This window comes from Burkholderia sp. WTPI3 (assembly GCF_021483755.1).
In the GTDB taxonomy this organism is placed as follows: domain Bacteria; phylum Pseudomonadota; class Gammaproteobacteria; order Burkholderiales; family Burkholderiaceae; genus Burkholderia.
In genome coordinates this window covers 44,568-69,683 of the sequence record NZ_JAGIXF010000026.1, presented here as the reverse complement: position 1 = coordinate 69,683, position 25,116 = coordinate 44,568, and the positions used below count along the sequence as shown (strand labels likewise).

General features: G+C 66.1%; 20 protein-coding genes and 1 pseudogene. 9 read left to right on the top strand and 12 right to left on the bottom strand.

The genetic code is table 11. The annotated features are described in order from the left end of the window. Nucleotides 1-13: 13 nt before the first annotated feature. From J7024_RS16655 to J7024_RS16635, 5 genes are all read right to left on the bottom strand, one after another. Nucleotides 14-286, bottom strand: a complete 273-nt coding sequence (locus J7024_RS16655; RefSeq protein WP_098551554.1) for a hypothetical protein — start codon at nt 284-286, stop codon at nt 14-16. Between the two features lie 74 nt (nt 287-360). Next, nucleotides 361-951: a hypothetical protein gene (locus J7024_RS16650; protein WP_124830607.1), complete on the bottom strand. Its 591-nt coding sequence runs from the start codon at nt 949-951 to the stop codon at nt 361-363. 110 nt (nt 952-1,061) lie between these two features. Beyond that, a complete protein-coding gene (locus J7024_RS16645) occupies nt 1,062-1,388 on the bottom strand; it encodes a hypothetical protein (protein WP_124830606.1) in 327 nt (108 codons plus the stop codon). 1,271 nt (nt 1,389-2,659) lie between these two features. Further along, the gene (locus J7024_RS16640; RefSeq protein WP_124897777.1) at nt 2,660-2,908 is read right to left on the bottom strand and encodes a hypothetical protein; all 249 of its coding nucleotides are present in this window, start codon (nt 2,906-2,908) and stop codon (nt 2,660-2,662) included. Nucleotides 2,909-3,258: 350 nt separating this feature from the next. Next, the gene (locus J7024_RS16635) at nt 3,259-3,537 is read right to left on the bottom strand and encodes a hypothetical protein (RefSeq protein ID WP_124830603.1); all 279 of its coding nucleotides are present in this window, start codon (nt 3,535-3,537) and stop codon (nt 3,259-3,261) included. On the opposite strand from J7024_RS16635, the gene J7024_RS16630 reads away from it, so the two are divergent. The 4 genes from J7024_RS16630 (at nt 3,536) to J7024_RS16615 (ending at nt 9,660) form a co-directional block, all read left to right on the top strand. Then, the gene (locus J7024_RS16630) at nt 3,536-4,543 is read left to right on the top strand and encodes a UDP-glucuronic acid decarboxylase family protein (protein ID WP_124830602.1); all 1,008 of its coding nucleotides are present in this window, start codon (nt 3,536-3,538) and stop codon (nt 4,541-4,543) included. The genes J7024_RS16635 and J7024_RS16630 overlap by 2 nt on opposite strands. A 90-nt stretch (nt 4,544-4,633) precedes the next feature. Beyond that, nucleotides 4,634-5,527 (top strand): UDP-glucose 4-epimerase GalE, encoded by an 894-nt coding sequence (gene galE, locus J7024_RS16625; RefSeq protein ID WP_234745313.1) that lies wholly within the window; start codon nt 4,634-4,636, stop codon nt 5,525-5,527. A 39-nt stretch (nt 5,528-5,566) separates the two neighbouring features. Then, the gene (locus tag J7024_RS16620; protein WP_233410029.1) at nt 5,567-6,985 is read left to right on the top strand and encodes a UDP-glucose dehydrogenase family protein; all 1,419 of its coding nucleotides are present in this window, start codon (nt 5,567-5,569) and stop codon (nt 6,983-6,985) included. Nucleotides 6,986-7,014: 29 nt separating this feature from the next. Then, a complete protein-coding gene (locus J7024_RS16615) occupies nt 7,015-9,660 on the top strand; it encodes a glycosyltransferase (protein WP_124830600.1) in 2,646 nt (881 codons plus the stop codon). Nucleotides 9,661-9,672: 12 nt separating this feature from the next. On the opposite strand, the gene J7024_RS16610 is transcribed toward J7024_RS16615, so the two are convergent. Continuing rightward, entirely contained in the window at nt 9,673-10,599 is a 927-nt protein-coding gene (locus J7024_RS16610) for an AraC family transcriptional regulator (RefSeq protein ID WP_124830599.1), read from the bottom strand. Nucleotides 10,600-10,779: 180 nt separating this feature from the next. On the opposite strand from J7024_RS16610, the gene J7024_RS16605 reads away from it, so the two are divergent. The 3 genes from J7024_RS16605 (at nt 10,780) to J7024_RS16595 (ending at nt 14,188) form a co-directional block, all read left to right on the top strand. Continuing rightward, nucleotides 10,780-11,241, top strand: coding sequence for a (2Fe-2S)-binding protein (locus J7024_RS16605; RefSeq protein ID WP_124830598.1), 462 nt, complete (start codon nt 10,780-10,782; stop codon nt 11,239-11,241). A 2-nt stretch (nt 11,242-11,243) separates the two neighbouring features. Further along, on the top strand, nt 11,244-13,454 hold the full coding sequence (locus tag J7024_RS16600) for a xanthine dehydrogenase family protein molybdopterin-binding subunit (protein ID WP_175762131.1): 2,211 nt from the start codon (nt 11,244-11,246) through the stop codon (nt 13,452-13,454). 335 nt (nt 13,455-13,789) lie between these two features. Next, nucleotides 13,790-14,188, top strand: coding sequence for a winged helix-turn-helix domain-containing protein (locus J7024_RS16595; RefSeq protein ID WP_124830596.1), 399 nt, complete (start codon nt 13,790-13,792; stop codon nt 14,186-14,188). 161 nt (nt 14,189-14,349) lie between these two features. On the opposite strand, the gene asnB is transcribed toward J7024_RS16595, so the two are convergent. From asnB to J7024_RS16580, 3 genes and pseudogenes are all read right to left on the bottom strand, one after another. Then, on the bottom strand, nt 14,350-16,317 hold the full coding sequence (gene asnB, locus J7024_RS16590; protein ID WP_124830595.1) for an asparagine synthase (glutamine-hydrolyzing): 1,968 nt from the start codon (nt 16,315-16,317) through the stop codon (nt 14,350-14,352). A gap of 217 nt (nt 16,318-16,534) precedes the next feature. Further along, a pseudogene (locus J7024_RS16585) lies at nt 16,535-16,660 on the bottom strand (EscS/YscS/HrcS family type III secretion system export apparatus protein); the annotation flags it as partial. A gap of 119 nt (nt 16,661-16,779) precedes the next feature. Continuing rightward, nucleotides 16,780-17,613 (bottom strand): helix-turn-helix transcriptional regulator, encoded by an 834-nt coding sequence (locus J7024_RS16580; protein ID WP_234745309.1) that lies wholly within the window; start codon nt 17,611-17,613, stop codon nt 16,780-16,782. Nucleotides 17,614-17,896: 283 nt separating this feature from the next. Here J7024_RS16580 and J7024_RS16575 point away from each other — a divergent pair, with 283 nt between their 5' ends. After that, nucleotides 17,897-18,808, top strand: a complete 912-nt coding sequence (locus tag J7024_RS16575) for a helix-turn-helix transcriptional regulator (RefSeq protein ID WP_234745308.1) — start codon at nt 17,897-17,899, stop codon at nt 18,806-18,808. Between the two features lie 117 nt (nt 18,809-18,925). Here the strand turns inward: J7024_RS16575 and J7024_RS16570 are convergent, their stop codons facing one another. From J7024_RS16570 to treA, 3 genes are all read right to left on the bottom strand, one after another. Beyond that, entirely contained in the window at nt 18,926-20,572 is a 1,647-nt protein-coding gene (locus J7024_RS16570) for an NRAMP family divalent metal transporter (RefSeq protein ID WP_124830591.1), read from the bottom strand. A gap of 114 nt (nt 20,573-20,686) precedes the next feature. Then, nucleotides 20,687-20,824, bottom strand: coding sequence for a hypothetical protein (locus tag J7024_RS16565; RefSeq protein ID WP_175752182.1), 138 nt, complete (start codon nt 20,822-20,824; stop codon nt 20,687-20,689). A gap of 675 nt (nt 20,825-21,499) precedes the next feature. Further along, the gene (gene treA / locus J7024_RS16560; protein ID WP_234745307.1) at nt 21,500-23,260 is read right to left on the bottom strand and encodes an alpha,alpha-trehalase TreA; all 1,761 of its coding nucleotides are present in this window, start codon (nt 23,258-23,260) and stop codon (nt 21,500-21,502) included. 330 nt (nt 23,261-23,590) lie between these two features. Between treA and J7024_RS16555 the strand changes: the two genes are divergently transcribed. Then, on the top strand, nt 23,591-24,979 hold the full coding sequence (locus J7024_RS16555) for an MFS transporter (RefSeq protein WP_124830589.1): 1,389 nt from the start codon (nt 23,591-23,593) through the stop codon (nt 24,977-24,979). The last annotated feature ends 137 nt before the right edge of the window (nt 24,980-25,116 follow it).

Genomic DNA, 25,116 nt, shown 5'->3' with positions numbered 1-25,116 from the left:
CCAGGCAACCGTACTAATTCCCCTGAATTCCTTCAGCTTTGCCTGCTTCCCCGAACTGCTTCCAGCCACTACCCAGCTGGGACCACGAGCCGCCCGACATTCCCGGCCATGGCTGAGAGTCCGGTGCCCCGATGGCATTGCCCGACGAAAGCGATTGTTGTTCTGACGGGTTGGTTGTAGGGTTTGACGTCTGCAAATTTGATTGCACGTCCTCGGCAGCACGGTCAGCGCCATATGCCGTCAGAGACGCGAGCATCAGAGCGGCGGCAATCAGTTTCTGCTTCATGCCAACTCCTTACGGTGACAACAGGTGAGGCAAGAGACCAGCGTCGCTGGGAAACTGGTCCCCCCAACACACTGTTATGGACTGCTTGCGGTTGCGCCAGAACTTCCCTGGCTGCCGCCCGATGCGGACGGTGATCCTGCCGAACCGGTACTCCACACGGTGGACGAGTTGTAGTGGTTGGAACCAGCGATCGTCCCCGACCCGCCACTGCCGGTTCCGCCAGCAGCGCCAGCGTTGGCAATGCCGTTGTCGTTCGCACCCGTTGCCGTGTAGTGATTTGCGCCGAGTACGATCGTGGCGGTAACACCGCCCGACAGCGCATTTGCGTTCTCGCTGGTCGTGCTGTTCCCGCCGTACGAGCCTGCGGCACCGATACCGCCGCCTGCTGCGAACGCGCCCCCGTTCGTGCCTGAACCGCTGGCCGTCGAAGTCGAGTTGTGGAAGGCGGATGCCGTTCCGGCGGAACCACTGGGTGTGACGGTACTTCCTGCGCTGGCACCCGCGACCGAATTCGAATTGCTCGTATAGCTGCCGGAGCCGACCAATACCGAACCGGACACACCCGCTGCGACGGATTGCGTCTGGTTCACTGTCGACGGCCCGGCGGCCAGTACGGCCGACGATAGGGCTGTGAGCGCTGCAGCTACAAAGACGTTGGCTTTCATAGCAATTCCTTGCTGTGATGAAGTTCAGCAGTCCGGTGCCGGGCCCGCCTCAACCAGACGCCGCCCGGCATCCGCACCGCCAGCCAATGACGAACGCTACGCGCCGCGGCTTAGTGGTGATACGTCGTCCAGCCGATCGAGCCGGCGTTCGCGCCGCTGCTGCCGCCAGCTTGCGAGCCGCCGAACCCGAAGCCGCCAACCGACGAGGTTTGGGTGTGGCTCGTGTACGAGATCGAACCGCTGCCCGGGCCGCCGGCAACTGCGCCAGCTGCGCCGAGTGCCGAGCCCGAATCGGTCGCAGTGAAGTGACCGAACCCGACGACGCCGGCCGACGTCGCACCACCGCTCGACGAGCTGCTGCTCGACACCGTGCCGCCACCTGCGAACGCTGCACCCGAAACGGCCAGAACTGCTGCTGCAATCAGAAGCTTCTTCATGGTCGACTCCATAACGGCGTGGACGGAATAAGCGAGGAAGGTTGCACGCCTTCAACCCTCCCGCCTTGAGCAATCCCAATAAATTAGGACCACCATCTAATTACGAAGCATCGATTCGAATTCTCCGCTTCATAATTTTTGCCAAGCGAAGTGTAGTTCTTATTTCTTAGTTTTCCGAAATTTCTTGTAGGTGTTTTCGATAATACCCGCAATACTCCGCGATTACCAAAAGTCAACACATTCACAAAATCCGGATTAACTAATTCGATATACCGGATTATTTTATTCGACACCCTGCCAGCGGCATGCCGGCACATGGCATCCCGTTTCAGCGATCGAAAATGCGTGAATATAATTATCTACCGCAAACACAGGGCCGCCGGCAATATCTGCCTTATTACAGCGATAACGGGGCTGCTTCACGGTCAGATGGCATCGCATCTCCCTGAGAAACCGATCAAAGGTCTTCCTGGCAATCCGGCCGAGGGCATTCGAGCTAATCCAGCCAGCGCCGGCATTGGTCCGACGCAATCGAAGCGGCCCTGCATGGTCGAAGACGAATCGGCGTCAAGCTGTTCGGCACGAACAGCATGGTCCAGCCGGGTGAACTGAATGAAGGCGAGCGTCGCTGTCGGCCGGTCGTCGTCCGCAGCGAAAGGCGCTCCAGCGCGTGCACCGCGCGGAGACCATGAAACCGGCAAGGTGTAACCCGCGAAGCTGGCACTGCGTCGCGAGCGATACCCCTATTTGTCCGACTACCCCACTGTTGCGCCAAGAACGCGCGGATCAAGCTGCTGCTTATGGTCTTCATCGCCGTTTCCCCGACTGGCTTATTGACGAGTTGGCCGCCCCACATCTTTGTTACGTGATGTCGACCGCCCGCCGATGCCCCGAATGTCGCAAGCAGCATGCCATGCGTTATTCCACCGACCGTTGCGCACGATGCGCTACAACGACCGCGAAACGCAGCGTCATAAATCGCACTTTTTGTTTCAGGAATGTATCGCGACAACCGTCGGGAACGCTCCGCGATCATTGAACGCCACGAAGCAATCCCGGCAATAGACGGACGAATGCGGCATGCAGCCGGGCCTGGAACGGGTCCGCGAACGGGTGTTTCAAACTTGAGAAACGCGCCGCCGTGCGTTCGAGGCAGCGCCCTGCACGGCTGTCGCGAAACGGCCGCGGCGGCCCCGGATCGCCCGGACAGCAGTAAATCGAAGTGCACAACCCGCAGTTCCGGAGGCCCGGCGCGACGGGCATCGATACGTTTACACGATACGCGCTGCCTCAGAACCCGAACGCAATTGATTCATCCGTGAAAATACCGCCAGACTCGCCCGCGAGCGACATGTCGCATGGAAGACGAAGCCGGCGAAAAAACAAATCCATTCGCACTGCGCCAGCACGGCCGCCACCCCGACCCAGCACCCGAGATAAACCATCGACGCGCCCTCATTACCATCTATTGCAGTTTCCTTATCCATCCATTCCATCCCATTCAATTCACTTTCTTTCAATAAAAAACGCCTTTTCGATGATTATTTTTATATCGAATCGATCGGGACACAGTTCACGGACGATACATTTTTTAATCGACGACCAACGTCAATCTCATTGCTGCAACATGCGCATTCCAACGTCCGATCGACCGCTGAACATCCGTCGCAGCAGGATCTGCCGTGCATTTCGTGTGATCGATCCGTGTCGCGGCGACCATCTCCAGGCGCATCGAACTGTCCCGACGATTCACGTCTGAAACAGAAATGCGCATGCCGCGCGGCCGCGCGGACGCAATGCCGGGACGACGCGTTCAGCCAGCGTCCCTGGCATGCCGATTGCCTGATATCCGATCCTGGCGAGCCGCACGTCACGCCCCGAAGAAGGCGGGCGGCGGCGGCATCGTCAATAAGCCATCCGGGGTAAGGCAATGAAGCTCACCAGCGATCGAGCGGCGTTCGCGTCGCTCAGGCATCAGCGTGGCAATCAGCGAAACCGGAGTGCCGGTCACGGCACTTCGGCGAACTCCGCCTACATGGGCCGGCGTGCGCCGACTCAATGCCCGCACAACGCGATGGCGCCCGTTCGTGCGCTCTTCACACACCTCGATCTCGCGCTGCCGACGATGCTCGACGACGGAGAGGACCATGAATGACCGGGTTTCGATCGAAACGCGCGTCGGTCAGCGCGTGCTCGTAACGGGCGGCGCCGGCTTTCTCGGCAGCTATGTCTGCGAACGCCTCGTGATGGAAGGCGCAAGCGTCACGTGCGTCGACAACCTGCTGACCGGGCGCAAGCTCAACATCGCCGACCTGAAGGCGTCGGGCCGCTTCGAGTTCGTGAAGGGCGACGTGTCGCTCGGCCTGCCGCAACTGCAGGTGGACGAGATCTGGAATCTCGCGTGTGCCGCTTCGCCGCCGACGTATCAGATCGATCCCGTCCACACGATGATGACCAACGTGCTCGGCATGAACCACTGTCTCGCGCTCGCGCGCAAGACGGGCGCACGGGTGTTCCAGGCGTCGACGAGCGAGATCTACGGCGACCCCGGCGTGCATCCGCAGATCGAGACCTATCGCGGCAACGTGAACACGATCGGCCCGCGCGCGTGCTACGACGAAGGCAAACGCGCCGCCGAGGCGCTGTGCTACGACTACTATCGCGCACACGGCATCGACGTGCGCGTCGCACGCATCTTCAACACGTACGGCCCGCGGATGTCGCCGCGCGACGGCCGCGTCGTGTCGAACTTCATCGTCGGCGCGCTGAACGGCGAACCGCTCGAGATCTACGGCGACGGCAAGCAGACACGCTCGTTCTGCTTCGTCAGCGACCTGATCGACGGCTTCTTCTCGCTGATGGGCGCCGCGCGCAATGTCGGCACGCCGGTCAATCTCGGCAATCCCGGCGAATTCACGATGATCGAGCTCGCGGAGAAAGTGCTGGAGATAACCGGCTCGTCGTCCGAAATCGTGTTCCGTCCGCTGCCGATCGACGATCCGCACCAGCGCAAGCCCGACATCGCCGTCGCCGCCACCGAGCTCGACTGGCACCCGGACGTCGATCTCGACGAGGGGCTGCGCCGCACCGTCGACTACTTCAGCCGCGAACTGTGGCTCGAGCCGGTGCTGCGCATGACCGGAGCCATCGCATGAACGTGCTCGTGACAGGCGGCGCAGGCTATCGGCAGCCATACGTGCAGGCGCTCACTCTAGGCAGGGCACGAGCCGGTCGCCTACGACAACCTGTCGACCGGCCATCGCGACGCGGTCCAATGGGGACCGCTCGTCGTGGCCGACATCCTCGACCGCGACGCGCTCGCGATCGCGATGGCCCGGTACCGGCCCGAGGTAGTGATCCATTTCGCCGCGCTCGCCTACGTCGGCGAATCGGTGCTGCTTCCCGAGCGCTACTACACGGTGAACGTGACGGGCACCTGCACGCTGCTCGGCGCGATGCGCGAGGCCGGCGTGAACCGGCTCGTGATGTCGTCGTCGTGCGCGACCTACGGCATCCCGGACACGCTGCCGATCTCGGAGCGCACGCCGCAGCAGCCGATCAACCCGTACGGCTTCAGCAAGTATGCGATGGAACGGATGGCCGCGGATTTCGAGCGTGCGTACGGGCTGAAGTGGGTCGCGCTGCGCTACTTCAACGCGGCGGGCGCGGACCCGGACGGCACGATCGGCGAGAACCACGACCCGGAAACGCATGCGCTGCCGCTCGCGATCCGTGCGGCGCTCGGCACCGGCAGCGTATTTCGCGTGATGGGCACCGACTACCCGACACCCGACGGTTCGGCGATTCGCGACTACATCCACGTAAGCGACCTGGCGGACGCGCACGTGAGGGCCACCGCGCACCTGTGCGGCGGAGGCGACAGCGTCGCGCTGAATCTCGGCACCGGCACCGGCACGTCGGTGCTCGAAGCGGTTCGCGCCGTCGAAGCGGCAACCGGACGCGCGGTGCCGACGGTGATCGCCGCGCGCCGCCCGGGCGACCCGCCCGCGCTGTATGCGGACGCGACGAAGGCCGGGCTCGTGCTCGGCTGGCGGCCGCGCTTCATCGCAATCGAACAGATGGTCGAACACGCAGCACGGTGGTTTCAGAAGGAACGGCATCGCGAAGCCATCCGATAGTCACGCAGGCATCAGACAAACCCACGCAGGGGAATCACCATGAATGTGCGGATTGCCATCGTCGGCACCGGCTACGTCGGGCTCGTCAGCGGCGCCTGCTTTGCGGATCTCGGGCATGACGTCGTGTGCATCGACAACAATCGCGGCAAGATCGACGCGCTCAACGACGGCTGCATGCCGATCTACGAGCCGGGCCTCGACGCCGTGGTCGCACGCAACGTCGAACGCGGCACGCTGCGCTTCAGCAGCGACCTGGCGGCGAGCGTGCGCGACCGCGACGCGGTGTTCATCGCGGTCGGCACGCCGACGCTGCCGGGCACCGACCGCGCGGACTTACGGTACGTCGAGGCGGCCGCACGGGAAATCGCCTCGAACCTGAACGGGTTCACGGTCGTCGTCACGAAGTCGACGGTCCCCGTCGGCACCAACCGGGTCATCGAACACATCGTCGAGCATCACGCCCCCGCCGGTATCGAAGCGGCGATCGCGTCGAATCCGGAATTCCTTCGCGAAGGATCAGCGCTCGACGATTTCATGCATCCGGATCGCATCGTGTTCGGCGCCGAGCATCCGCGCGCGATCGAGATCATGAAGACGATCTACGCGCCGCTCGAGGCGATGGGCCATCTCGTGCTCGCCACCGAGATCGAGACGGCCGAGCTGGTCAAGTACGCGGCGAATGCATTCCTAGCCGTGAAGATCAGCTACATCAACGAAATCTCCGACCTGTGCGAAGCGGTCGGCGCGGACGTCGAGCTGGTCGCGAACGGCATGGGCCTCGACCGGCGCATCGGCGCGTCCTTCCTGAAGGCCGGCCCCGGCTGGGGCGGCTCGTGCTTCCCGAAGGACACGCGCGCGCTGAAGGCGACGGCGTCCGAATACGCGGTACCGCTGCGCATCGTCAGCGCGGCGATCGAATCGAACGCGCTGCGCAAGGAACAGATCCTCCACCGCATCGAGAAGGCGTGCGGCGGTTCGATCAAGGGCAAGCGCATCGCCGTGCTCGGTCTGACCTTCAAAGGCCAGACCGACGACGTGCGCGAAAGCCCGAGCATCGACGTGATCCAGCTGCTGGTCGGCGCCGGCGCGCATATCCGCGCTTACGACCCGGCACGCCCGCACGAGGCGTCGCGGCTGCTGCCGCAGGTGTTCATGGAAGGCTCGGCGGTCGACGCGGTGCGCAGCGCGGACGCGGTCGTCGTGATGACCGAATGGAAGGCGTTCGAAGCGCTCGATCTCGCGGATCTCGCGGACCACATGGCCGACCCCGTGATGCTCGACATGCGCAACCTGTTCAGCGAGCGGCTCGCGGTCGACAGCGGCTTTCGCCGCTACGAACGCGTGGGCCGCTCGTGCGGCGAACATCCGAGCGCGGACCGTGCGAACGCGCCGCGCACCCCGTCCGCGGACGCGCCCGCGGCACCCCTTGCTTCAACCCAGATGGTCGACTCGAAGTAACCGTTACCCAACCGTTGCGGGAGAACGCCATGAAGAATCTGGTTGCGTCGCTTGCCGGCGGCCCTGCCCGGGAAACATTGGATACCGAAGCAGAACACGTCGACAGCCCGCACACGGAAGCTCCCCTCCTCGTCCCGCTGATGGACGCCGAGACGAAGACGGTGTTCCAGCTCCTCGCGCTGTGCTGGTTCGGCGCGCTGGCGATCTTCTGGCAGTGGTGGCTGCGCGACGAGCACTACGTCGATGCGTTCCGCTTCGGCGTCAACTGCTTCGTGCTGTTCTGGACCACCTTCATTCCCGGTTACTTCATCTTCATCATCCGCTCGGCGGTCGTGCCGAACCCGGCACTCGCGGTGCCGCGCGACTGGCGCGTCGCGATGGTGGTCACCAAGGCGCCGTCCGAGCCGTTCGACATCGTGCGCACGACGCTGCTCGCGATGCTCGACCAGAGCTATCCGCACGACACGTGGCTGGCCGACGAGGATCCCGCGCCGGAAACGCTCGAATGGTGCGCCCTACACGGCGTGCGCGTGTCGACGCGGCGCGGCATCGCCGAGTACCACCGCACGAGCTGGCCGCGCCGCACGAAATGCAAGGAAGGCAATCTCGCGTACTTCTACGATAAGTACGGCTACGACAACTACGATTTCGTGTCGCAGCTCGATGCGGACCACGTGCCGACCCATACGTATCTCGAGGAGATGCTGCGGCCGTTTCTCGATCCGAAGGTCGGCTACGTGTCGGCGCCAAGCATCTGCGACAGCAACGCGGCCACCAGCTGGAGCGCGCGCGGACGCGTCAACGTCGAGGGGCCGCTGCACGGCACGATGCAGGCCGGCTACGCGGCCGGGCTCGCGCCGCTTTGCATCGGCTCGCACTACGCAGTGCGCTGCCGCGCGCTGCGCGAGATCGGCGGGATCGGGCCCGAGCTGGCCGAGGATCACTCGACGACGATGATCTTCAACGCGAATGGCTGGCGCGGCATGCATGCGCTGAACGCGATCGCGAACGGCGAAGGGCCGCGCACCTTCGCCGATCTCGCGACGCAGGAATTCCAGTGGTCGAAGAGCGTGATGATCATCATGCTGCGCTACACGCGCCACTATTTCATGGGCCTGCCGCCGAAGCTGAAGATACAGTTCCTGTTCTGCCAGCTCTGGTATCCGCTGTGCGCGCTCGCGATGGCCGGCAGCGTCGTGATTCCGGTCGTCGCGCTCCTCACCGGGCGCGTGTGGGCGCACGTCGACTACCTCACGTACCTGACCTATGCGCTGCCGCTCACCGTGCTGCTCCTCTGCGTCGTCACGTGGGTCACGCGCACGACCCGGTCGTGCCGGCCGCTCGATACGAAGCTGCTGTCGTGGGAAGGCCTGTCGTTCGTGTTCGCGCGCTGGCCGTGGGTCGTGCTCGGCTGCGGATCGGCGGTGCTGGACTGCCTGCGCGGCAAGGAATTCGCATTCAAGGTCACGCCCAAGGGCGGCACGATCGAACAGGACGCGCCGCTGCGCGTCGTGTCGCCATACCTGCTGATCTCGCTGTTCTGCAGCCTGCCCGTCGTCGCGATCGACAATCCGCACAACGCGGCCGGCTTCTACCTGTTCTCGACGCTCACGAGCATCCTGTACCTCGTGATCGCCGGCATCGTCACCGTCAATCACGGCAGGGAACAGGGGCGCACCGCATCGGCGCTCCGGCAGATGTTCTTCAGCCGCCTGCCCGTGCGCAACGCGCTGTTCGTGTTCGCGCTTGCGATGCTGCTGACGGGCATCGGGCTGCGCGCGCCGAAGGGCTGGCAGGCGATGATGTGGCGTTCGGGGCTGCCCGCGGTGGTCGCGCCCGCACCGGGGCAACCGGTAAAGCAGCCGGAGTTCGGCGCGTACGACCCGGGCCATGCGTTCGCGGACGATCCGGACCTCGCGTTCGATCACGTGTTCGTGTCGTGGAACGCACCGGACCTCGGCGCGGAAATCGACCTCGCGTACCGCACCGCGCAGGCCCGCAACCGGTCGCTGATGTTGACCATCGAACCGTGGGCGATCGGCGGCGACACACGGCACGGCGACTTGCTCGAGGACATCGCGCACGGCCGCTACGACACGCGCATCGCGGGGACCTGCGCGGCGCTCGCCGCGCTCAAGGGCCCGGTGTTCGTGCGCTGGGGCCACGAGATGGATGTCGACACCGGACGCTATCCATGGGCGAACGGCGACGGGCCCGCGTACGTCGACGCCTATCGGCGCGTCGTGACCGCATGCCGGATGGTGACCAACCAGATCCGCTTCGTGTGGTCGCCGGCCGGCAATCGCAACCTCGACGACTATTTCCCCGGCCGCGGCTACGTGGACGACATCGGGCTGTCCGTTTTCGACTGCCGGCGCTGCGCGGTGTGGCCGCCCGGCGGCCAGTTCTCCGCGGCGGGCATCCTGAAGACCAAGTACGCGCGGGTGACCGACTACGGGCTGCCGGTGATGGTCACGGAGCTGGGCGTCGACGGGTCGGACGCGCGCAAACGCGCGGAGCTCGACGAATTCCAGCGGTCGTTGTGGCGCTATCCGCTGCTCACGGCCGTGTTCTATTTCAACGCGGTCGATACGCCCGGCGCGTGGCCGGCGAACTATGTGCCGGACTGGCGGATCGCTCCGACGTTCCTGCAGACGAGCGTCATCGCGAAATGAGCCGCCGCGCCGCTAAGTGCCGAGCAGTTCCTTCCTGCGCAGGTGCACGACGTCGCGCAGCGGCGGCGCGCCGAACAGCCGGCTGTATTCGCGGCTGAACTGCGACGCGCTTTCGTAACCGACGGTCGCCGCCACCGACCCGACGTCGCCGCCCTGGCGCAGCAACAGCCGCCGCGCCTCGTGCAGCCGCAACTGCTTCTGGTACTGCAACGGGCTCAGCGTCGTCACGTGCTTGAAGTGATGGTGCAGCGACGACACACTCATGTTGACCGCCTGCGCGAGCGTGTCGACGCGCATCGGTTCCGCGTAGTGATCGCGGATCCACTCGATCGCGCGCGCGATCCGGTGCGTCTGGCTGCCCGCGACGGCCATGTGCCGCAATCGCGTGCCCTGCCCGCTCGTCATCAGCCGGTACAGCAGCTCCTTTTCGATCAGCGGTGCGACCACCGGAATGTCGGCCGGCGTGTCCAGCAGCCGCAACAGCCGCAGCGCGGCATCGAGCAGCGGCGGCGTGAGTTCGGTAAGGGCGATGCCTTCGCCTTCGGGGCCCGCGTCGGGCTCCGGCAGCCGCATCTCGGCCGCGAGCTCGACGATGCGCTGCGGATCGAGCGTCAGCGACAGGCAAAGGTAAGGCGCATCGGGCGATGCCTGCGTCACGCGCGAGAGGATCGGCAAGTCGATCGACGTAATCAGGCAGTTTTGCGTATCGTATTCGTAAGCCTGGCCGGCGACGATGACGCGCTTCGCGCCCTGCGCGGCGATCACGAGCGCGGCGCGCGACACGCCGCAGCCGAGATCGACCGGATGCGTGTGCCGGTGCAGCAGCAGCGCCGGCACGGCCGTCGAGTGTGAGCCGTCCGTCGGCGCGAAGCGGCCGATCAGCGAGGCCAGCTCGCGCCGCCCGGATTCGCGCGACGCCGCGATATCGGTCATGTCCATGACGCCATCCTCGATTCATTTCCCTGTGTCGCGGGAGCATAGCGAAACGGTCCGCGACGCGCCGGGGATTTGCAGGATTGTTCAATAAATTTGCAGGATTGGGTAGACGGAAAAATCGGGCGCTCGCGCACACTGCCACCTGATCCGGCGTACGCCGGGTTTTCCCCACGGAGACAAAAAATGCCCACCACGTTTGTCCTGAACGGCAAGAGCGTCACGCTCGACGCCGATCCGTCGATGCCCGTCCTCTGGGCGATCCGCGAGCACGCGGGGCTGACCGGCACGAAGTTCGGCTGCGGCATGGCGCAGTGCGGCGCGTGCACCGTGCATCTCGAAGGCCAGGCCGTGCGCTCGTGCGTGCTGCCGCTCGCCGGCATCGCTGGCAAGCACGTCACGACGATCGAAGGGCTGCAGAGCCAGCCCGCGCACGCCGTGCAGGCCGCCTGGGTCAAGCTGCAGGTGCCGCAGTGCGGCTACTGCCAGTCCGGCCAGATCATGTCGGCCACCGCGCTGCTCGAGCAAAACCCGAAACCGACCGACGCGGACATCGATGCCGCGATGAACGGCAATATCTGCCGCTGCGCGACCTACGCCCGCATCCGGGCCGCGATCCACGACGCAGCCGCGACGCTGGGAGCCTGACCATGACGATCGAACTCGACAATCCCGGTTCGGTGCGACCGTCGCGTCGCACGTTCCTGAAAGCCGCGGGCGCCGCGGCCGCGGTCAGCCTGACGATCGGCTTCGAATGGGCCGGCCTCGGCCGCCGCGCGCTCGCCGCGACGCCGCCCGCCGCCGACTTCGCGCCGAACGCGTTCCTGCGCATCACGCCCGACGGCGCCGTGACCGTGATCGCCAAACACGTCGAACTCGGCCAGGGCGCATACACGGGCATCGCGACGATCGTCGCCGAGGAACTCGACGCCGACTGGTCGAGCGTGCGCGTCGAAAGCGCACCGGCCGATGCGAAGCGCTACGCGAACCTCGCGTTCGGCACGATGCAGGGCACGGGCGGCAGCTCGGCCATGTCGAACTCGTGGCAACAACTGCGCGAAGCGGGCGGCAAGGCGCGCGCGATGCTGGTGTCGGCCGCCGCCGCGCGCTGGAAAGTACCGGCGAGCGAGCTGAGCACCGCCGACGGCGTCGTCACGCACGCGAAAAGCGGCAAGACGGCCGCATACGGCACGCTCGTGGCCGACGCGTCGAAACTGCCGGTGCCCGAGAAGGTCGTGCTGAAGCAACCGGCCGATTTCAGGCTGATCGGCCATCGCATTCCGCGCGTCGACGCATCGGCAAAATCGAACGGCACCGCGCACTTCACGCTCGACACCGCCTTCCCCGGGATGCGCGTCGCGTTGCTGCAGCGCCCGCCGCGCTTCGGCGCGACGGTCAGGTCGTTCGATGCGACGGCCGCGAAGGCCGTGCCGGGCGTGGTGTCGGTCGTGCAGGTGCCGGGCGGCATCGCGGTCGTCGCGACCGGCTTCTGGGCCGCCAAACAGGGACGCGACGCGCTGAAGGTCGACTGGGACGAAACGAACGCCGAAAAGCGCGGCTCGGACGAGATCATGCGCGAATACCGGCAGCTCGCCGCAAAGCCAGGCGCGTCGGCGCGCAAGGATGGCGATGCCGACGCGGCAATCGCCGGCGCCGCGCGCAAGATCAGCGCGACGTACGAATTCCCGTATCTCGCGCACGCGCCGATGGAGCCGCTCGACGCGGTGGTCAAGCTGAGCGCCGACAGTTGCGAAATCTGGGCCGGCGACCAGTTCCAGACAGTCGACCAGGGCAACGCGGCGAAGGTCGCGGGCCTGAAGCCCGAGCAGGTGCAGATCCACACGCTGTACGCGGGCGGCAGCTTCGGCCGGCGCGCGAACGCGTGGTCGGACTACGTGGTCGAGGCCGTGTCGATCGCGAAGGCGCTCGGCGCGGACGGCAAGCCGGTCAAGCTGCAGTGGACGCGCGAGGACGACATCCAGGGCGGCTTCTATCGCCCGATGTACTTCCACAAGATGGACGCCGGGCTGACCGCGGACGGACGGCTGGTCGGCTGGCGCCACCGGATCGTCGGCCAGTCGATCCTCGCCGGCACGCCGTTCGAGGCGTTCATGGTCAAGAACGGGGTCGACGCGACGTCGGTCGAGGGCGCGGCGAACCTGCCGTACGCGGTGCCGAACGTGTCGGTCGAACTCACCACCACCAAGGTCGGCGTGCCCGTGCTGTGGTGGCGCGTGGTCGGCAGCTCGCACACGGCCTACGCGGTCGAGGCGTTCGTCGACGAGGCCGCGCACGCGGCCGGCAAGGATCCGTACCTGTTCCGCCGCGACCTGCTCGCGAAGGAGCCGCGCATGCGCGCGGTGCTGGACCTGGCCGCGCAGAAGGCCGGCTGGGACCCGGCGAAGCCGCTGCCGAAAGGCCGCGGGCGCGGCATCGCGGTCGCCGAGGCGTTCAAGAGCCATGTCGCGCAGGTGGCCGAGGTGTCGGTCGACGCCGACGGCAAGGTGAAGGTCGAACGCGTGGTGTGCGCGGTCGACTGCGGGATCGCGATCAATCCCGACATCGTCGCCGCGCAGATGGAAGGCGGGATCGGCTTCGGCCTCGGCGCGGTGCTGCACAGCGCGATCACGCTGAAGGACGGCCAGGTCGAGCAGCGCAACTTCGACGGCTACCACGTGCTGCGGATGGCGGAGATGCCGAAGGTCGAGGTGCACATCGTGCCGTCGGCCGAGGCGCCGACCGGCGTCGGCGAGCCCGGCGTCGCGCCGGTCGGGCCGGCGGTGGCCAATGCGATCTTCGCGGCGACGGGCAAGCGGCATTACGTGCTGCCGTTCGATGCGACGGATACCGCGAAGGCTTGATGGCGGGAGAAAGGCCGGCCGCGGGGCGGGGACGTCGCGCGGCCGGCCCCCTCCCGCGCCACCGCCCGATTCGCGTCACGGGCCGCCCGTTCCGACGTTACGCCGCCCGTAACGCACGTAACGTTCCCGCTTCACGCTACGTAACAATCCTTCAATGCGGCTCCGACCCTTCCACTCCCGCCACGCCTCCCGCGTTAAAAATTCTTTTAAATTCAAGGCTGGCAGGCCGATCGCACCACCGCCGCCGACCGTCGCTTCCCGACAGAAAATCCTTGGTCCGAAAGTTGCTTCATATGTTCCCGCAAACACTCCTTTACGGACATGCGAGGGCCAACATGGATTGCAAATACCTGTACATCGACGACATAAAAATCAACTTCGTGCGCCGCACGATCGAAATCGACAACCAAGTCGTCGACGTAACCCCGCGTGAATTCGACGTCGTCGAATTCCTGCTCGACAACATGAACAAGATCGTGCCGCGGCAAGCGATCCAGGAAGCGGTCTGGGGCCGCGAGCTCAGCGTGTCGTCGCGCACGCTCGACACCCATATCTCGCGCATCCGCTCGAAGCTGCAGCTCGATCACGACAAGAACCTGCGGATCATCCCAATCTACGCGGTCGGCTACCGGCTGGTGCTGTTCGGTGCGGCCATGACACACGTCGAACGCCACGACGCGGCGCCGATCCTGCGTGCCGCGCCGCAGCCGGCGATGGCCGCCGACTACGCGTAACGCGTAGCGGCCGACCCGCGCGCCGCCGCTGCGCGGCGCGCCGGCAAGGTCCCCCCGAAGCGCTGCGCCTCGCCGTGCAGCGCATCGCGACCCGGCGTGCCTGCCGCGCCGCGACACGACCGCCGCCTCCGGGCGGCGGTCGCCTTTGTCGGCGCCCCGCCTCACCCGGCGCGCTGCGCGTCGAGCCACGCCTGGAACATCAGCACCGTCCACAGCGGGTGCTGCCAGTTCATCCGGCCCGTCTGGTGCTGCCGCCACAGCCGCTCGATCGCCTGCGCGTCGAAGAACCCCTCGTCGCGCAACCGCGACGGCTGCAGCAGCGCCTCGGCCCAGTCGCGCAACGCGCCGCGCAGCCAGTGATCGACGGGCGCGCAGAATCCCTGCTTCGGCCGGTCGATGAGCGCCGACGGCACGTACCGGTCCAGCAGCCGGCGCAGCAGCGCCTTCGACTGTCCTTCCGGCAAGCGCACGGACGCCGGCAGCCGCCACGCGAATTCCACGACGTGATGATCGAGGAAAGGCATGCGCGTCTCGAGGCTCACCGCCATTGCCGCGCGATCGACCTTCGCGAGGATGTCGGTCGGCAGGTACGCGAGCGTGTCGATCGCCATCGCCTGTTCGGCGAAGCTCAGGTGCGCGGGCCACGCGGACACCGTATCGAGCGGCGTCGGCGGCTCCTGGCCGGCGAGCGCGATGCGCTCCGGATGGTGCACCGACGACATCAGCAGCCGGTACAAGCCGATCCGGCTCTCGGCCGTCATCACGTGGCCGAGCTTGTGCAGCCGGTCGCCGATGCGCGTCGCCGATTCGCGTGCCTCCACGCCGCCCCACGCGCCCTGCGCGACCGCCGCGAGCTGGTCCGCGTGATCGGGGCGCAACGCATGCAGCGCGGCGGCGATCCGCGCACGCACCGCCGCCGGCACGCGATGCAGCTTGCGCCACAGGCGCGGCGTCAGGAAGTAGCGTGTATAGCCGCCGAACAGTTCGTCGCCGCCGTCACCGGACAGGCTCACCTTCACGTGCCGGCGCGTCAGCTCCGACACGAGGAAGGTCGGGATCTGCGACGCGTCGGCGAACGGTTCGTCGTAGATCGCCGGCAGCTTCGGCACGACGCCGAGCGCGTGATCGGCCGTCACGTAGAGTTCGGTGTGCCGCGTGCCGAGATGGCGCGCCACCGCCTTCGCGTAACCGGCCTCGTCGTAGCCGGCCTCGTGAAAGCCGATCGTGAACGTGTCGACGGGATGCGCCGATTGCGCCTGCATCAGCGCGACGATCGCCGACGAGTCGACGCCGCCCGACAGGAACGCGCCGAGCGGCACGTCGGCTTCCATCTGCCGTGCAACCGCCTGCCGCAGGATCGCGTCGAGCTGCCCGACGGCATCGTCGGCGCTGCCGTCGAACGGCGCCTCGCGCCCCGCTTCGATCGCCTGCTCGAGCGTCCAGTACGCACGCACGTGCGGCATGTCGCGCGCATGCTCGAACTGGATGTAGGTGCCCGGCGGCAGCTTGCTGATGCCGCGATAGATCGTATGCGGCGCGGGCACGCCCGACTGACGCAGATACAGGCACAGCGCATCGCGATCGATCTCGCCGTCGAAACCCGGATAGCCGCGCAGCGCCTTGAGCTCCGACGCGAACACCAGCGCGTCGCCGACCCGGCCGTAATAGAGCGGCTTCTCGCCGATCCGGTCGCGTGCGAGCGTGAGCACCCGCGACGCGCGATTCCACAGCGCCAACGCGAACATCCCGGTCGTGCGCCGCAGCGTCGCCTCGACACCCCATGCGGCGATCGCCGCGATCAGTACCTCGCTGTCGGAGCGGCCGCGCCACGCCGGTGCGCGACCCGCGCGCTCGAGCTCCGCGCGCAATTCGCGATGGTTGTAGATTTCGCCGTTGAAGACCATGACGTAACGGCCGCACGCGGAAGCCATCGGCTGCCGGCCGTGCACCGACAGATCGACGATCGCGAGCCGCCGGTGGCCGAGCGCAATGCCGGCGTCCGGGTCGACCCAGACGCCTTGCCCGTCGGGCCCGCGATGCGCGAGGCTCGTCGTCATCCGCGCGAGCGTGCCGCGCGCTGTCTCCTCATCGAAGGCGACGCTATTCAGAAAGCCGTCGATTCCGCACATTGATTTGTCCGCCCCTGTTGACCTGTTCCGTCACGCGGGGCGCAACCTTGCGGCCGATCGTCCGCCTGACGGTCGAGCCATATTACGAAGAAATAAATCAGCAATAATTCATGGGTGAATGTCGCCCAGGACCGAAAAAAACCGCCGTCAAGCACCGCGACGCGGTCTGCTGCAGGCGCCGCGGGTGCAGCCGGATCGGGGCGACGCATCACCGGACTCAAGTGGGAGAAACGAACCTAGGCGCCAGCGCCTGCTGCGCGAAGCGCAGCATCTCGCTGCCGAACCCGTCCGAGCGCAGCACGAGCGCGACCATCACGGCGATCGGCCGCATCGCGATGCAGATGCCCTGCCTGACCGTGCCCGGCAGCGCAAGATTGCCCCGCACCGCGCTCCCGATCGTCTCCTGCAAGCTCCGCCCGCACGGCACCCCGCACGGTGGCCGCAGCACATCCGCAGATGAATTCAGGACTCCATACGCCGTGCGGCGAGATATGCGAGCTGCGCGCGATTCTGGACGTTGAAGAGTTTTTCGAGCGAGCGGATATGGTGACCGACCTTGTGCAGCGACGTGCGCAGCGCGCTGGCGATCTCCTGGTCGGACAGCCCGTGCACGAGACGCTCGAGCACCTGCTGCTGTTCGTCGCCGAGCGCGAAGCCGCGCATGCGCGCGATGCGCGCCTCGAGAAACGGCAGCGCGACGCGATGCACCGCGAGGCACACCGACAGCGCACCGCCGATCACGCGATCGTCGATCCACTCGGTGCCATGGGTTTCCGACGTCACGTTCACCGCGACGCGCAGGTCGAGCCGTGGCGCGGACAAACTGAAGATCACGCCGCTGTTCATCGCGTGCGCACGCAGATGGCCGGCCAGCGCGAGCACCTTGCGATCGCCGCTGCCGTGCGCGGCCGCCGCGATCTCGTCGAGCCGCCACGCGACCGGCAAGCCGCTCTGGCGCACCTGCGCGAAGCGCGGGTCGCTCTCGTACAGCATTCCGTCGATGTACGGCTGCATGAACGTCGCGGGCGCGAGGTCGCGCAGCAGATGCGCGCACAGAATGCACCGCCCGATCATCTCGTATGCGCCGTAACCGAGTGTGCTGAAACCGATTTGCCGCAAGCGCTCGTGACATTGAGCGAAATCGACAGAAGCAAGGTCGGAATTACCGGGCATCAATTGCGCGCCGGTAAAAACATCGCGATCGGCCGGATGAATTTCTTTCGAATAAGCGGCAGCGGCCGCAATCTCGGCTTGCGAGAACCACTCGACACGTGGCGCGTCGTCAGCGTACGTCATGAGGAGCCCACCCTTTCCCAATATGTGAACCTGCCCCGTCACGATCTGGTCTTTTCTTTATGAATAACTTCGGGTCGTCTTTGTATGAGCGCGAACATGAATCTTTCGCCGCGACAAATATTACGGCATATTACGTGCACACCGGCATTTTTGTACAATGCCCCCGCGTTTCGTCAGGGATGACGATCGGCGCATACCACAACGATGCTCGATCGCACCGCCGCGAACGCCGTACACGATACGGCCGCCGTCAGGCGATGCGCGTCGATTCCGAGGATGGCTCATGTCCGACATTGCAGTGCATGAAGAAGCGGTCGCCCCAACCTTGTCCCGTTCGCTGCGGCGCGCGGCCGCGTGCCCCGATGCATCGAGCGCGCGCCCGGTACAGGTCGTCTGGTGCGACGACGTGAAGCGCGGCGACGTCGCGCAACCGAATGCGCCGAAGCTCGGCGTCGCCGATACGCTCGCCCATGCGCAGAGCACCGCCGAGCGCAGCCGGATCGTCGCGAGTCTGCTGCATCTGACGGGCTTCTCGACGTTTGCGTACTTCGCGCTCGAATTCGCGCGCGAGCGCGTCGAGAGTCTGTATCTTCACGAGGCATTCACGCCCGCCACCTATCGCGGCGACTACGTGCGCCGCAACCACCACGACATCGATCCACGCACGCTCGACGCCCGCGCATGCAACATGCCGATCGTGTGGGACCTGGAGCAACTGCGCCGCGAACATCGCGAGCGCAAACGCGACGCCGGCCGGTGCGTCGCGCCCGCCGCGCTCGACGGCTTCCTGCAGACGATGCAGGACGACGGCATGTGCAGCGGCATCATGTATTCGATGGCCGTGCCCGGCACGCGGCTGCATGCGTTCATGAGCTTCACCGCACCGCGTCGCACGCGCGAATGGATCACGCCGGCGACGATCGAGCAGGCACTGTCGATCGGGCTGTCGGTGCACAAGTTCGCGTCGCCGCAAATGATCGCGACGTCGCGCGCGCGCGCGGTCAACGGGCTCACGCCGTTCGAGCAGGAACTGCTGCTCGGCATCGCGGAAGGCGCGTCCGACAAGGAAATCGGGCGACGCCTCGACACCAGCGCGCACAACGTCGACTATCACCTGCGCAAGCTGCGCAAACGCTTCGGCGTCGCGAACCGGATCCAGCTCACGTACCTGACGTCGAAGCTCGAACTGATCTGACGCGGGCGCAGCGTCCCGCGTAAACGCACATGCCGGCCTCGCGGGCCGGCATGTGCGGGTTGCGGCGCGGTGCCGGGTCCGGCGCCGCTTCCAGACAGATGATCGCCGTTACTTCCGTTACTTCAGCAGCGTCATCTGCACGACCTTGACGATCACCAGACCGACCGCGATCACCAGATAGCCGCGCAGCACGGTCATCCAGACGCGCGTCGACAGCGTCATCTTCTGCGGCTCGAGCGTGCCGAGCGGCGGCATGCGCCACGTGTCGCGCAGTGCGCGATCGACGCCCGGTTCGACGACCCGCTTGTGGCGACGAATCAGCACCGTCGCGAGATAGCCGACGATGGCGAACACGCTACCGCCCACCAGCACATCGAGGATCGCTTCGCCGCTGATGTCCGGATACATCACCGATGCGGTCAGGATGATCGACAGCATCACCAGCACCCAGATCACCGCGCCCGTGAAGATATTGAGCTTCGTCGAATTGATCCACGGCCCGAGCACCTGCCTGTCATTGCAGAGCAGCAGCAGGAACACGGTCGCGCTCGGCAGCAGCACGCCCGCGAGCGTCTGCACCGCTTCGGTCAGCAGGCCGAGCGGGCTGCCCGGAATCAGCACCAGCGCAGCGGCCGCCGCGACGATCCCGAAGTAGACGAGATAGAAGCCCTTCGCATCCGACACACCGCGATGCAGCGAATGACGGATCTTGAACACGTCGCCGATCGCATAGGCGGTCGACAGCGACACCGCCGCCGCGCCGATGATGCACGCGTCGAGCAGCGCGATCGCGAACAGCGTCGCGCTCGTATGGCCCGCATACTTCTCGAGGCCCGCGATGATGCCGCCCGCGTCGGTGAAATTGCCGAATTCCGGATGACCCGAGAACAGTTGCGCCGAGAACGCGATCATCGCGACCGCGCCGACCAGCACGAAGGCGATGCCGATCCACAGGTCGGCCTTTTCATATTTCATGAAGCGCGGCGTGATGCGCTTGTCGATCACGTAGCTCTGCTGGAAGAACAGCTGCCACGGCGCGACCGTCGTGCCGACGATGCCGATCACGAGCAGCATCACGTCGGACAGCTTCGCGTGCGCGGGCCAGTTCGGCATGAAGAAATCGCGCGACATCTGCGCGACCGGCGGGTGGATCGTCACCAGCACCGGCACGAGCAGCAGGCTCATCAGACACAGCACGATCGCGAACCGCTCGAAGCGCCTGAAGTCTCCGGTACTCACCGCGGCCATCGTCAGCGCGGCGGCTACGCACACGCCGGCCACCTTCGGCAAGCCGAAGAAATCCAGCACGAACGTGATACCGATGAACTCGGTGACGATCGTCAGCGCGTTGAGCAGGAACAGGTCGATCACGCTGAAAGCGCCCCAGAACTTGCCGAAGCGCTCGAAGATCAGGCGCGCATGGCCGACGCCGGTAACCGCGCCCAGGCGCAACACCATTTCCTGGTTCACGTACAACACCGGCACGAGCAGCAGCAGCGTCCACAGCAGCGTCGTGCCGTAGTTCTGGCCGGCCTGCGTATAGGTGCCGAATGCGCCGGCGTCGTTGTCGCCGACCATCACGATGAGGCCGGGGCCGATGATCGCGAGCAGCGTGCGCAGGCGCGCCCACCACGTGCCACGCGCGGCGGTATCGTGATGCGCGATCGTGCCGAGCGCGCCGCGGATGTCGCCCAGATGGGCTTCGTCGAGCACGGCGCTGCGTTCGACAGCAACGGGTGGAGAGATGTTGGATGGCGTCGACATGATGAATTCCGTACGGCTAATGGTTATCTGGCAAGCATGCGACCTTGGAATGCACGCGGGCGGCCGCTCGACGGCGGCCACGCGTGCGCATGCCGAGGCGCGCTCGGCGCTGCTTCAGCGGATCAACGATTTCAGGTGGTTCAGCAAACGGGAGAACACTCGCGGACGGGCGTCGAGCGTCAGCATCGCGTCGTAGTGCGGACGCGATTCCGTGACGTGCGGGAGGTTCGACAGCAGAAGGCCGAAGTTCATGGTCTGGCCCCTGGCGGCGACGGCATGCGTGCCGGCCGCGTGGTGGACGCGGGGCCAGTCCGGGGCCTGAACGTCGTGTCAGGCTAGTGAGCCGGAGTGTCCCTGCGACCCGGGTTCAAAAGGGTCTGTTGGTGCAACGGGCATAAGGGACAACTGTCACTGTCGTTCATGGCGGCTCCTGTGCGGTGTTCCGGCGAACACGGTTGACCGCCGCACGGCATGCGGGCCGGTATTCGCGCGCCCGGAAACGGGATGCACGAATGCGGCCGCCTGCCAGGCGGCGGTAAAACCGGACGGCGCATGCGAAAACGCATCACGCTAACCGGCGCGAATCAGGGTGCACGTAGGGAGTTACTGCGGAGTAATGCTGCGCGCACCGTTTGCCTGGGTGACAAACGGCGGCTTCGATGAGGCGCGGACGTCGGTCGCTCAGGCGGAAATTTCGTTCGAAGATCGACTACTGCAGGCGTCCAAGGCGGCGGCCCCAAGAGTGAAGATGGCGGATTCTATGGACGCCCCGAAAGTGAAGTCAACCCCTTGAAGCCCCATTTCCCGAAATAAATTTTGCGCATTGCCGCACTGAAAGATTTACCCCCGAAAACACGTGCCGCAACCTTTCAGCATGCCTCGTGCGCCACGCGAGCGTCGTGCCGGCGGCTTGTCCGCCGCTGCCCGCTACTGTCCATTGTCGCCGTACAGCCCGAGCAGCTTCAGCGTGACGCCGTTGGTCCAGCCGAAGCCGTCCTGCAGCGGATATTCACCGCCACCGCCGCCGCCTTCGCCCGCACCTTCGACCACGTACTTCTCGACGAGCTTGCCTTCGGTCGCATACACATGCCGCACGTCGGTCAGGAAGCGCGTGCCGATGTCCTTCGCGAACGCCGGTTCGCCGTAGCGGCGCAGCCCTTCGATCGCGATCCACTGCAGCGGCGCCCAGCCGTTCGGCGCGTCCCACTGCTGGCCCGTATTCCCGGTCGTCGTCGCGAGGCCGCCCGGCTGCAGCAACGTCTTGCGCACCTCGCGCGCGGTCGCCTTCGCGCGCTCGGGCCATGCGACGCCCGTGAACAGCGGATACAGCGCAGCGGCCGACACGGCGTCGCGCGGCTTGCGCAGTTGCCAGTCGTAGTCGCCGTAATAGCCGCGACGGTTCCACAGATAGCGGTTGATCGCGGCCGCGCGGCGCGCCGCACGCCCGGAGAAGTCCGCCACGCACGCGACGTCGTGCGATACCGTGCAGCCCTTCACGATCGTGCGCTCGAGATGGAACATCAGGCTGTTCAGGTCGACCGGCACGATCGACGTCGTGCGGATCGTCGCGAGCGTCTTGCCGTCGCCGAACCAGCGCGAGCTGTAGTCCCAGCCGCTTTCGGCGCCCGCGCGCAGGTCGCGGTACACCTCGTTCGCCGGACGGTTCGGCACGGCCTTCGCCGTCGTTACGTCCTCCAGATACGATTCGTCGCGCGGCGTGTCGCTCGCGTCCCAGTAGCGGTTCAGCATCGCGCCGTCGGGCATCGCGACCACGTGGCGCGCGGCCCGCCCGCGCGGCGTCGTGGTTTCGCCCTGCATCCAGTACCCGTATTCCTTGCGCAGCTCCGGCAGGTATTTCTGGTAGACCTGGTCGCCCTCGGCCTGCGCGGCGAGCGTGACCATGTATGCGAAGAACGGCGGCTGCGAGCGGCTCGCATAGTACGTGCGGTTGCCGTTCGGGATGTGGCCGACCGTGTCGATCAGGTGCGCGAAGTTGTCGAGCATGTCGTCGACGAGATCCTCGCGACCCGACACCTGCAGCCCGAGCATCGTGAAATAGGTATCCCAGTAGTAGCCTTCGCGGAAGCGGCCGCCGGGCACCACGTACGGTTTCGGCATCGGGATCAGCGAACTGTACGACGGCACCGTTGCGCTCGTGCGCGTGAGTTGCGGCCACAACCAGTCGATGTGCTGGCGCAGCGTCTGGTTCGCCGGCGGCGTGACCCCGCCTTCGGGCGGCAGCGTGAAGTGCTGGTCGACGAACGCCTTCAGCGAAAAGCCCGGCTGCGATTTTTGTTGCTGATACAACTGCACGATCGTCGCGGGATCGGTATCGGGCGTCGCATCGACGAAGGTCTTCTGGTCGGGATAGAGCTGGGCCGTCTGCACCGCGACGAACAGGTCGCCGTAGAGCTGGCTCGGCGGCGGCAGCAGCGTGCCGGATGCCGGGCTCGCGAACGCCGTCGCGGCAGGCTCGGAAGCCTGCGCGGCCTGTTGCGCGGCGGCCCGGTTCGCGCTGTCGGCCTGTGCGGCGCAGCCGGCAACGGCCAGGTACGCGACTGCCATGACGGCCGCCCAGCGCAGACGCGGCGCGGGCATGGACGGATGCGAGTCGGGTTGCGAGTCGGGTTGCGAGTCGGGTTGCGAGTCGGGTTGCGATTCGGTCGATGCGGCACGACGTGGCGTCATGACGTGTCCCCTCCTTTCGATGGTGAGTGGATCGGCAGGGGTCTCTTTCGCGCGTGCGCCCGTCTCGATGGCCGTCGATCGATGCGCGTGGTTGTGTTCCGCAGATGAGTGCCGACTGTCGCACGAAACGCGCAGCGCATGCAAGCTTCGCTGCCGTGGCCGCCCGTCGCCGTCATGTGTCGTGTCATGTTCCGCACCGCAGCGGCAGTCGTCTCTTTTCACGGGCACCGTAGCAGGAACGACTGTTGCAACATGCGGAACAAGCGTTGCCTCGCGTGACGCAACGACCACATTGTGGGCATAATGGCATCTTTACCGCGCGCCCTGCCCATGTCGCCCGTCTTTCTAGCACCGCTCATCGTTGCCTGTGCGTTGTTCATGGAAAGCGTCGACGCGAACATCATCGTCACCGCGCTGCCCGCGATGGCGAGGGACTTCGGGCACAGCCCCGTCACCCTGAACATTGCGATCACGGCCTACGTGGTCGGCCTCGGCGTGTTCATCCCGATCTGCGGATGGCTCGCCGACCGCTTCGGCGCGCGCTCCGTGTTCCGTACCGCGATCGGCATCTTCGTCGCCGGCTCGCTGATGTGCGCGGCATCCAATTCCCTAGGTCTGCTCACGTTCGCGCGCTTCGTGCAGGGCGTCGGCGGCGCGATGATGGTGCCGGTCGGCCGGATCATCATCTTCCGCGCGGTGCCGCGCGCCGATCTCGTGCGCGCGATGAACTACCTCGCCATTCCCGCGCTGTTCGGGCCCACGTTCGGGCCGCTCGTCGGCGGCTTCATCACGACCTATCTGCACTGGCGGATGATCTTCTTCATCAACGTGCCGATCGGGATCTACGGGATCTACCTCGCGAGCAAGCACATCGCGAACACGCACGAGCCCGATCCGGGGCCGCTCGACTGGTTCGGCTTCCTGCTGTCGGCGAGCGGCGCCGCGCTGCTGCTGATGGGGCTGACGCTGATCGACGGTTCGCTCACGTCGCGCGGCAACGCGGTCATGATGTGCGTGGCAGGTGCCGCGATGCTCGCGCTCTACGTGCCGTACGCGCGCCGCAAGGAGCGGCCGGTGCTCGACCTCAGCTTCCTGAAGATACCGACGTACCACGCGAGCGTGGTCGGCGGGTCGCTGTTCCGGATCGGCCTCGGCGCGGTGCCGTTCCTGTTGCCGCTCGCGCTGCAGGAAGGGCTCGGGATGAGCGCTTTCCACTCCGGCCTGATCACGTGCGCGTCCGCGCTCGGCGGCGCGGTGAGCCGCTCGACGGCCACGCATACGCTGCGCCGCTTCGGCTTTCGCACGGTGCTGATCTACAACGCGGCATTCGCCGGGCTCGCGATCGCCGCCTACGGCCTGTTCCATCCGGGCATGGCGACCTGGGCGATCTGGACGATCGTGCTGGTCGGCGGCATTTTCCCCGCGCTGCAGTTCACCAGCCTGAATTCGATGATCTACGCGGACATCTCGCAAAGCGACGCGGGCCGCGCCACCAGCCTCGGCAGCGTCGTGCAACAGATGTCGCTCGGGCTCGGCGTGACGGTCGCGGGCCTCGTGCTGCACATCTCGCACTGGCTGCAAGGACACCAGACGATGGTGTGGTCGGATTTCTGGCCGGCGTTCGTCGTGGTCGGGCTGTGCTCGTTCGCGTCGATTCCGATCACGCGGCGGCTGCCGCCCGGCGCCGGCGACGAAGTCGCGCGGGGCAAGCGGCAATAAACGGACTGGCGGGAAAAAAGTCGGCGAGGTCGGCGGCGAGAAACCGGAAAAACAAAAAAATCAGCGGACATCCACACGGGGCCGGTGCACAGCCGCATGGATGTCCGCTCAGGGCTCCGGGTCTCTCGTTGGGGGTT

What these genes read in the sequence shown, in the direction of transcription:
- J7024_RS16575 (WP_234745308.1), top strand. Translation starts at nt 17,897, where the DNA reads ATGTCCGACATTGCAGTGCATGAAGAAGCGGTCGCCCCAACCTTGTCC.
- J7024_RS16570 (WP_124830591.1), bottom strand. Translation starts at nt 20,572, where the DNA reads ATGTCGACGCCATCCAACATCTCTCCACCCGTTGCTGTCGAACGCAGC.
- J7024_RS16645 (WP_124830606.1), bottom strand. Translation starts at nt 1,388, where the DNA reads ATGAAGAAGCTTCTGATTGCAGCAGCAGTTCTGGCCGTTTCGGGTGCA.
- treA (WP_234745307.1), bottom strand. Translation starts at nt 23,260, where the DNA reads ATGACGCCACGTCGTGCCGCATCGACCGAATCGCAACCCGACTCGCAA.
- J7024_RS16565 (WP_175752182.1), bottom strand. Translation starts at nt 20,824, where the DNA reads ATGAACTTCGGCCTTCTGCTGTCGAACCTCCCGCACGTCACGGAATCG.
- J7024_RS16655 (WP_098551554.1), bottom strand. Translation starts at nt 286, where the DNA reads ATGAAGCAGAAACTGATTGCCGCCGCTCTGATGCTCGCGTCTCTGACG.
- J7024_RS16615 (WP_124830600.1), top strand. Translation starts at nt 7,015, where the DNA reads ATGAAGAATCTGGTTGCGTCGCTTGCCGGCGGCCCTGCCCGGGAAACA.
- J7024_RS16605 (WP_124830598.1), top strand. Translation starts at nt 10,780, where the DNA reads ATGCCCACCACGTTTGTCCTGAACGGCAAGAGCGTCACGCTCGACGCC.
- J7024_RS16635 (WP_124830603.1), bottom strand. Translation starts at nt 3,537, where the DNA reads ATGGTCCTCTCCGTCGTCGAGCATCGTCGGCAGCGCGAGATCGAGGTG.
- J7024_RS16595 (WP_124830596.1), top strand. Translation starts at nt 13,790, where the DNA reads ATGGATTGCAAATACCTGTACATCGACGACATAAAAATCAACTTCGTG.
- J7024_RS16630 (WP_124830602.1), top strand. Translation starts at nt 3,536, where the DNA reads ATGAATGACCGGGTTTCGATCGAAACGCGCGTCGGTCAGCGCGTGCTC.
- J7024_RS16600 (WP_175762131.1), top strand. Translation starts at nt 11,244, where the DNA reads ATGACGATCGAACTCGACAATCCCGGTTCGGTGCGACCGTCGCGTCGC.
- J7024_RS16555 (WP_124830589.1), top strand. Translation starts at nt 23,591, where the DNA reads ATGTCGCCCGTCTTTCTAGCACCGCTCATCGTTGCCTGTGCGTTGTTC.
- J7024_RS16620 (WP_233410029.1), top strand. Translation starts at nt 5,567, where the DNA reads ATGAATGTGCGGATTGCCATCGTCGGCACCGGCTACGTCGGGCTCGTC.
- J7024_RS16650 (WP_124830607.1), bottom strand. Translation starts at nt 951, where the DNA reads ATGAAAGCCAACGTCTTTGTAGCTGCAGCGCTCACAGCCCTATCGTCG.
- asnB (WP_124830595.1), bottom strand. Translation starts at nt 16,317, where the DNA reads ATGTGCGGAATCGACGGCTTTCTGAATAGCGTCGCCTTCGATGAGGAG.
- J7024_RS16580 (WP_234745309.1), bottom strand. Translation starts at nt 17,613, where the DNA reads ATGACGTACGCTGACGACGCGCCACGTGTCGAGTGGTTCTCGCAAGCC.
- J7024_RS16610 (WP_124830599.1), bottom strand. Translation starts at nt 10,599, where the DNA reads ATGGACATGACCGATATCGCGGCGTCGCGCGAATCCGGGCGGCGCGAG.